Genomic DNA, 4,974 nt, shown 5'->3' with positions numbered 1-4,974 from the left:
AAGAAAAAGAAGAGGAACCTTAAAATTCCCTTAGAAAAGTAAAAGAATATCAAGTTTGCGTTTTTTGATTTTGATCTAGTAGGTGAAACTAATAACCCCCCCATTCAATTAATTGAGTGGGGGTTTCAGTTTTGCATTCATTATGCAAAGCATATTGGAGTTCATACTGTAATGAATGTACGAAAATATCTAAAATCATACATTCAAAAAGATCCCTTCTTCAACTAAACCAGCAGAATACTTTAATCTAAACCTTATAGAATTTCGCATATGCTTTATTATTCAAAATCCCAAATTCAACTTCCGCAGGAAGCATATCTACTCCTTGTAATTTCAAAACCATGCAATTCTCCGCCCAACCACACAAATCATCTGGTAAACGATACGCTACAGATTCGCCATTTGATTTTTTAATGGTCACAATAGGATCTCTTTGTTCTCCTAAAAATCCTACAGAAAGAACTTGGTGTATAACACCCTTTGTTTCTTCATCCAGTAACACTGGTACTTTAAGAATTCCATGCTTATTAATGTCTTGATAAATTTTAGCCACTGCTTTGTTCACACTAAAATCCGCCACTGTTATTCCTTCTTTCACATCTTTATTTTATCATTCGGTTATTTCCAAAATCGCCACCACTTTTTTTCGGCTGTAGCAGCAATCTGTTTTTTTGTATCTTGAAATTCTCGAATGGCTGCCATTAAATTTTTATGCAGCTACTAGGCTTCTTCAGAATCCGAAAATGTTGATTCATCAACAATTTATAAAATCATGTATAAACGATAAAAATGGACCATTCGTAACCCCTTGAACGCCAAGGGGTTTTATGTTTCGGAACTTCCGAGAGTTGACTTTATGTAAACTAGATTTGTATAGAGTATGTACGCTATCCTTTGAGATAAATCCTTATTTTTACTAATTGGTGCTTTATTTTAACAGTTTATGGCATTATAAATATAAAAACGGGGGTGGTATGTATCTTTTTGATACTTTTATGGGCTTTGCCATTTATTTTTGTTCTTTTTATTTTAGGTTTTTTGTTAGAAAAAGGAATAAATAAATTACTTGGTGTAGAAAAGAAAAAGGTTTCGGAAACTTCTGGTAAGAAGGTCGATCGATGGGGAAGAGGTATTATCTTAATTCTCTTTTTATGCACTATCCCGTTTTATGCATTTTATGCGATGGAAGATACCACTTTTATAAAATGGTATTGGATATTATATTTGATTGTATTATTGGGTTTTCAGTCTATTTTGGAGTGGAAATACCTGAAGAATTCAAAACAGTATGTAACTACTCTTATTGGGCTAATAATATCCATATTCATTCTTTATAATACTGAGTATTTTATCTCGTTATTCAAAATATAATGTGAAATAGTGTACTTGAACAAACGGGTAGATTTAATTAAACAATCAGCTAAAAGGATCTACGACCGGAAGATCCTTTTAGTAGTACCTATAAAGATGATTATGTTAAGTGCTTTAAGGTACTCTTTCAATGTACGAAAGTATGCAAATTCATACATTCAGAAAAACCTTTCTTCAATTAATGGGGAAGGTTAGTTGAAAAAAGGATAAATAAAAAAGCTGAATACAGCTCTTTTTTACTTTCCTTGAGATTCTTGCTTTTCCCCGTAAAGCTCATCCAAGTGTTGTAAATGTTTTAATCCCCATTCCTGCATTGGCAGTAAAACTGGCATTAATCCTTTTCCATATTCGGTAATTGAGTATTCAACCTTTGGGGGTATTTGTGCATAGATTTTACGATTTATAATATTGTGATATTCTAATTCCCTTAATTGGGTTGTAAGCATTTTTTTCGTTATACCAGGAATTGAGCGTTGTAGTTCACTAAAACGTAGTGTTCCATTTTCTATAAGATGATAAAGAATTACTGGCTTCCATTTTCCAACAAGAATATCAAGAGCAGTTTCAATTCCACCATTACATTGGTTAGTCATTAAATTACCTCCTTTAAGGTATCTTTTTGTATACTAGGACACATTAAAGTACCTACTTCAAAATATTACCACTAGAGATTATTATAACCTTAGGAGTTAAATTGAAACAAGGAGGAAACAGAATGAATATTGCACTATGGATTATTCAAGGGCTGTTGGCACTAATGTTTATTGGTGCAGGAGCAACTAAGTTACAATATGAAAAAGCAAAAAAATCGCTCCCATGGGTAAGTAAATACTCGAAGGGCTTTGTTGCATTTATTGGGATTGCAGAAGTTCTTGGGGGAATGGGATTAATTCTTCCACTTGTTTTAGGCATAGCGCCAGTTTTAACACCACTTGCAGCTATTGGTCTTTTATTAATTATGGTGTTTGCAACTGTTTTCCATGGTAAACGTGGAGAATACAAAGCGATTGGTACAAATATTATCGTTATTGCCTTAGCTCTATTTGTCGCAATTGGACGTTTTTAGTATCTTTTAATAAGATAAAACGTTTTCTATTCTTTGTATAAAAATGAATGATATTACTAAGTTAAATGAACATTAAATCAATTAAAGCCCATTTAGCTTAGTTATAAAAACGATTAACATCTTTTTCATTTTCTTCAATACACCTCTTTACGACTTTATCTAATAAATTGTATCGTCACCTTTTCTGAATAAAGTATGTGCTTATTCAACTAACGGGTGTGTTTAGTGAAAGAAGAATTTGCTATGTATAAACGATAAAACCGAACTATAAAACCCCTTGAGTACCAAGGGGTTTTATAGTTCGGAACTTCCAAGAGTTGGCCTTATGTTAACTAATTTTGTATATTATATACATTTGATTATTGTAGAAATATAGCCTTCTTAAAGAGGGTGTTTTTGCCCATCCCTTCGGAAAAGGTGGATTAAGGGATTTTCCGAAAAACAAATCTCCGTTAGTAATACTTCACAAGGCTAATTAAAACTATTTTATTTGACCTGAATTTGATGATACTTTATTTTTACGATTTTAAGGAGAAATCTAAGACTTGGTCCTGACGGGATAAATTTTGAATTTTGGATGTTATTGGTTTTCTGTGTGCTTCATATTTTTTTAACGCTTCCGGAATTGTAGTAGCTTCACGTAAAGCTTCAACCAATGCATCCGCATCTTCTATTGCCATATTTCCACCTAGACCTTGATTAGGTTGCGTTGCATGGGCAGCATCGCCAAGCAGTGTTATATAATTTGAAGTCCAGCATTCTATTGGTTTTCTATCATGTATTGCTCGAGCGTCAATAGTGCTTTCTATATTATTGATTAACTCCTGGATTTTGGGGCTAAAATCTTTTAAATACTCTAGGATTTCCTCTTTTTCTACTTTTAGTCGCCATGATGAATCTTCTGATGGTACGATGACATCAACAGAGAATTGAGCAGCCCCAGGTCGTACAGGTAATAAGAGCACATGGGTTTTATCACCTTGGTAAAGAGTTATCGCTGTATCGTCAGAAATTAAATCAAGTACCTCTTCTCGATTTACAATAGCCCGGTAAGTATGTTCTCTAGCGAAAACGGGCTCATCATCACTAAACATCTTACGGGCAACTGAATGGATACCATCAGCTGCAATGACTAAATCAGCATAAACTGAAGTACCATTAAGAAAACGAACCTCTACATCATTTTCATGCTCGATAATTGACTCACACTTGTGATTCAAATGAATCGAATCAGATGGTATTTGAGCTAATAAAGTATCAAGTAAGTCAGCTCTATGAATCAATTCTGCCCAGTTTTCATCAGGGTTTTCGGTAATTAGGGGCCAACGCTCCTTTTGAACAATGTCTCCTTTCTCAGTACGTATTTCCATAAATTCAGAATGAACACTCTTATGTACTATTTCGTCATATATTCCCCACTTCTTGAACAAACGCATTGTTGCTGGACGTAAAACAATTGCAGCACCAACCTCTTTTATAGCTTTTGCTTGTTCATAAATTTCAGCTGGAATTCCTTCATTTTGTAGAGCAATTGCAGATGCTGCTCCACCAATTCCTCCACCGATAATTACAACTCGTAATTGTTTATTCATCTATTCTTAAACTCCCTTCTGTCTACACCTGTAGATAAAAAAATCATTCGTATGAATTCATTGTATGTATTATGATGAAGGCAAACAACCGTCAATTATCAATACTTGTAGATGAAAACAACAGATTGGAGAATGTGTAGATGAAAAAAGAGAAAAAGGAAGATATTCGTGCTCAAATCACACGAAAATTGCTGAATGAAGCACTGTTTGATTTAATGAAAAAACATGATTTTAATAGGATTACAGTAAAACAACTATGCGATGTATCTAATGTTCACCGTACTACCTTTTATGCACATTTCGAAGACAAATATGCTCTACTCTCTTACGCCATTAAGCAAATTGGTAAAGATGTAGAAGAACAGCTCAATTTCAAAGAAGTTCATATGTGTTTATTTGAAGTAGCTGATAAAAATAAAGACTTATTTGCACAGCTATTTTTAGAAGAGCGTGATTCACTACGCAGTATATTACGAATGGAGATGTATGCAGCCATTATTGATCGATTTGAGAAAGCAGGTAAGGAAATCCAAATTGAGCAAGAAATTATGATTGAGGCGTTGATTGGTTCAATACTTGGAGTTCTCAACTGGTGGATTACAAACAATCGCCCCATCCCTATCGAGGAAATATATGAAAAAGTCCAAACACTTGGTAATCTCGATTACTATTTGAAAAGCCACGGCATGCTACTAAAATAAGGATTTCCTTAAGGAACCTTAACCCTATGTAGAGTCTTAATTCAACAAGCAGTAGGATCTTCAATCGAAGATCCTTTTTTTTATTGCCGATAAGAAATTTTATGTTAACTAGAAATAAATAGGATATGCAATTTTAATTATTAGGAGTAATTTACCTTATAACCCAAGTATTTCCGTTGTGGATTATAAGAAATAACTGTTACTTTTTATATAAATGGAATTGTAAAGTAAAACACTTCCAATT

General features: G+C 33.5%; 7 protein-coding genes. 3 read left to right on the top strand and 4 right to left on the bottom strand.

Annotated elements, in window-relative coordinates; all coding sequences use genetic code 11:
* Positions 1–247 precede the first annotated feature (247 nt).
* Both ACIQZI_RS24245 and ACIQZI_RS24240 read right to left on the bottom strand, forming a co-directional pair.
* On the bottom strand, positions 248–580 hold the full coding sequence (locus ACIQZI_RS24245; RefSeq protein ID WP_062186784.1) for a hypothetical protein: 333 nt from the start codon (positions 578–580) through the stop codon (positions 248–250).
* Positions 581–618: 38 nt separating this feature from the next.
* Positions 619–702: a DUF3967 domain-containing protein gene (locus tag ACIQZI_RS24240; RefSeq protein WP_403078383.1), complete on the bottom strand. Its 84-nt coding sequence runs from the start codon at positions 700–702 to the stop codon at positions 619–621.
* 282 nt (positions 703–984) lie between these two features.
* On the opposite strand from ACIQZI_RS24240, the gene ACIQZI_RS24235 reads away from it, so the two are divergent.
* Positions 985–1,371 carry a DUF4181 domain-containing protein gene (locus ACIQZI_RS24235; RefSeq protein WP_403078380.1) on the top strand — a complete coding sequence of 129 codons (387 nt, stop codon included), beginning with the start codon at positions 985–987 and terminating at the stop codon, positions 1,369–1,371.
* A 236-nt stretch (positions 1,372–1,607) separates the two neighbouring features.
* Here ACIQZI_RS24235 and ACIQZI_RS24230 read toward each other — a convergent pair whose 3' ends face one another.
* The gene (locus ACIQZI_RS24230; RefSeq protein WP_403078378.1) at positions 1,608–1,964 is read right to left on the bottom strand and encodes a winged helix-turn-helix transcriptional regulator; all 357 of its coding nucleotides are present in this window, start codon (positions 1,962–1,964) and stop codon (positions 1,608–1,610) included.
* A 122-nt stretch (positions 1,965–2,086) separates the two neighbouring features.
* Between ACIQZI_RS24230 and ACIQZI_RS24225 the strand changes: the two genes are divergently transcribed.
* On the top strand, positions 2,087–2,437 hold the full coding sequence (locus tag ACIQZI_RS24225; RefSeq protein ID WP_403078375.1) for a DoxX family protein: 351 nt from the start codon (positions 2,087–2,089) through the stop codon (positions 2,435–2,437).
* 518 nt (positions 2,438–2,955) lie between these two features.
* Here ACIQZI_RS24225 and ACIQZI_RS24220 read toward each other — a convergent pair.
* Complete coding sequence (locus tag ACIQZI_RS24220; protein WP_403078372.1) at positions 2,956–4,029, bottom strand: FAD-dependent monooxygenase; 1,074 nt, start codon at positions 4,027–4,029, stop codon at positions 2,956–2,958.
* Positions 4,030–4,169: 140 nt separating this feature from the next.
* Between ACIQZI_RS24220 and ACIQZI_RS24215 the strand changes: the two genes are divergently transcribed.
* Positions 4,170–4,730, top strand: coding sequence for a TetR/AcrR family transcriptional regulator (locus tag ACIQZI_RS24215; RefSeq protein WP_403078368.1), 561 nt, complete (start codon positions 4,170–4,172; stop codon positions 4,728–4,730).
* The last annotated feature ends 244 nt before the right edge of the window (positions 4,731–4,974 follow it).

It is taken from the genome of Peribacillus sp. NPDC096379 (assembly GCF_044762875.1).
GTDB lineage: Bacteria > Bacillota > Bacilli > Bacillales > DSM-1321 > Peribacillus.
This window is presented reverse-complemented; position numbering and strand designations above follow the sequence as displayed.